The following is a 2,973-nucleotide window of genomic DNA, read 5'->3' as shown; positions in this document are numbered from 1 at the left end:
TTATTCATCCCGAAGACTATCGACCGGATTGCTAAGTCCTGCCTTAATGGCTTGATAGCTTATGGTTGCCATACTGATTAATATGGCCATTAACCCCGCGATAACGAAATAATACCATTGAATCTGGATGCGGTAGCTATAATTCTGCAACCATTTATCCATTACCCACCAAGCGATCGGTGAGGCTATCAGAATGGCAATAAGCACTAATTTAATAAAGTCTACGGACAGCAATGAAGTTACTTGTGTCACACTTGCTCCGAGGACTTTGCGGACCGCAATTTCTTTCATACGTGTTTCAGCCATATATGCAATCAAAGCGAGCAGACCAAGACAGGAAATAAAGATGGTCAAGCCGGCAAAGACCATGGCCAGTGTGCCTATGGCTTTTGTTTCTTTGAATTTTTCTTCGTAAGTCTTATCAATAAATTGGTACTCAAAGGGATAATCAGGATTGAACTTTTTAAAGATTGATTCAATTGTTTTCAGGTTGTCCGAGATATTATTGTTCGTATTCAATCGGTAATGAATCGTTGTAAACCAGGCTTTTGGGCCAAAAATAATCATTGGTACATTGTTGCCAAATGGAGAACCCATTATAAAATCTTTGACTACTCCAACCACAGTCCATTTTGTCCCATTTCCATCAACAATGCTGTTTATCGGGTTTTTGAGATGCAGGCTTTTCACTGCGGACTCATTAAGGATTAAGGAAGTACTATCGGTCGCAAATTTATAAATGTCTATATCCCGTCCCTTTACTAGTGTCAATCCAAGATTTTTTACGGCATCAGCATCCGTGCTGAAACGATTGTATGAAATACGCTTGTCCTCCTCAGTTGGTGTACCCGAAGTATATCCCCAGCCGTTGCTGTACATATCTGTTACCGGTGACATATTCTTTGATACAGAAACGACGGCATTACTGGCTAATAACTCATTACGAATAAGTTTATAGTTTTTTTCGAGGTCGCCTTTGATACCGGTATATAATAAACCATTTTCATTATAACCACGTTCACGTTGTTTTGTATATTGGATTTGTTTTGTAACTACAACCGTAGCTATAATTAACACAATGGCTAATGTAAATTGGACTACAACCAAGATTGAACGAACGCTAAGCCCTTTGGACTTGGATACAAATTTCCCTTTTAAGGTCTTAACAGGTTGAAAAGAGGAGAGGAAGAAAGCAGGATAAATACCAGCAAGTATTCCAGTGAATACGGTAAATCCGATCAAAAATAACCAGGTCCACAAATTTAATAAAGATAAGCTGAGCTGTTTTCCGACGAGTTCATTAAAGAATGGCAGAACAATAAAAACGAATAGAGTTGCCAGAACCATCCCAATCATACTGATGAGGGTACTTTCGACAAGGAACTGCGCCATTAGGCTTGTTTTATTTGCACCGATTACCTTGCGTACACCAACCTCTTTTGCCCGCCGTTCAGAACGTGCTGTACTCAGATTCATAAAATTGATGCTGGCGACCAATAATATAAAAATACCGATCCAGGCAAAGAGCTTGACGATATCAATACGCCCAGAGGTATAATTGCCACCTTTACCATTGTTGTAGAGAAAGTAGTCTTGGAATGGAAAAGCGAAAATCTCTCCAGTGTATTTGGCATACTGATTACCCTCCGCCTTATTAACGGCATTGATATGATCTCTTGAATACGTTCTGATCTTGGTATTGAAGTCCGAAAGCCTAGTTCCTTTTTTTAATAGCGTATAAGTGCTTAATGAATTATTACCCCAGTTTTCATCTACGTACCCAATTGTTTTAGCATATTCAAAGGGTAGCAGTATGTCAAATTTGAAACTTGAATTGCTGGGTAGATCTCTGAGTATTGCCTGCACAGTGACTTGGTTGATGGAATCGATCTTCACTGATTTTCCAATGGGATCCTCATCTCCAAATAGGGCCTTTGCATAACTTTCCGTGAGCACCAGACCTTTAGGATTGTCAAAGCGAATATTATTGGCTCCCTTCAGAAGAGGTAGAGAGAATATGTTAAAAAATCCAGGATCGACAAATACGGTATTGGCAATTAACTTCTTATTTTGGAATGTAGTTAAGAATTGATTGCCTTCATCATATCTTGTGAAAGCTTCGATATCAGGGAAATCAACCGCCATCGATGGTCCCAGTATCTTAGGCGTGTACGCCCATGCAGATTTTTCACCTTGAAATTCATCCCGATTGCTTATAATGTAAAGCCGTTCACTTTTTTCATGAAAGCGATCCATGCCCAACATATTTTGCAGCCAAAGCGCTATAAGTAATGCTCCTGCCATACCAATGGCCAGACCGAGGATATTGATTGCGGAAAAAGCTTTGTTCTTCAATAAATTCCGCCACGCGATTTTGATGTATGTCTTGATCATATTGTTTCCATTCAGATATGCGATAACGGATAATTATTCATCCCGAAGACTATCGACCGGATTGCTAAGTCCTGCCTTAATGGCTTGATAGCTTATGGTTGCCATACTGATTAATATGGCCATTAACCCCGCGATAACGAAATAATACCATTGAATCTGGATGCGGTAGCTATAATTCTGCAACCATTTATCCATTACCCACCAAGCGATCGGTGAGGCTATCAGAATGGCAATAAGCACTAATTTAATAAAGTCTACGGACAGCAATGAAGTTACTTGTGTCACACTTGCTCCGAGGACTTTGCGGACCGCAATTTCTTTCATACGTGTTTCAGCCATATATGCAATCAAAGCGAGCAGACCAAGACAGGAAATAAAGATGGTCAAGCCGGCAAAGACCATGGCCAGTGTGCCTATGGCTTTTGTTTCTTTGAATTTTTCTTCGTAAGTCTTATCAATAAATTGGTACTCAAAGGGATAATCAGGATTGAACTTTTTAAAGATTGATTCAATTGTTTTCAGGTTGTCCGAGATATTATTGTTCGTATTCAATCGGTAATGAATCGTTGTAAACCAGGC

2 protein-coding genes are annotated in these 2,973 nt (G+C 39.6%); both read right to left on the bottom strand.

Annotated elements, in window-relative coordinates; genetic code table 11:
- Positions 1–2,394, bottom strand: a complete 2,394-nt coding sequence (locus HPC41_RS05885) for an ABC transporter permease (protein WP_172393110.1) — start codon at positions 2,392–2,394, stop codon at positions 1–3.
- 33 nt (positions 2,395–2,427) lie between these two features.
- A partial coding sequence (locus tag HPC41_RS05880) for an ABC transporter permease (protein WP_172393109.1) occupies positions 2,428–2,973 on the bottom strand: 546 nt, incomplete at its 5' end.

Source organism: Sphingobacterium prati (assembly GCF_013167215.1).
Taxonomy (GTDB): Bacteria; Bacteroidota; Bacteroidia; order Sphingobacteriales; family Sphingobacteriaceae; genus Sphingobacterium; species Sphingobacterium prati.
Note: the sequence above shows the minus strand (reverse complement) of the source record. Positions and strands in the feature narration are given on the sequence as shown.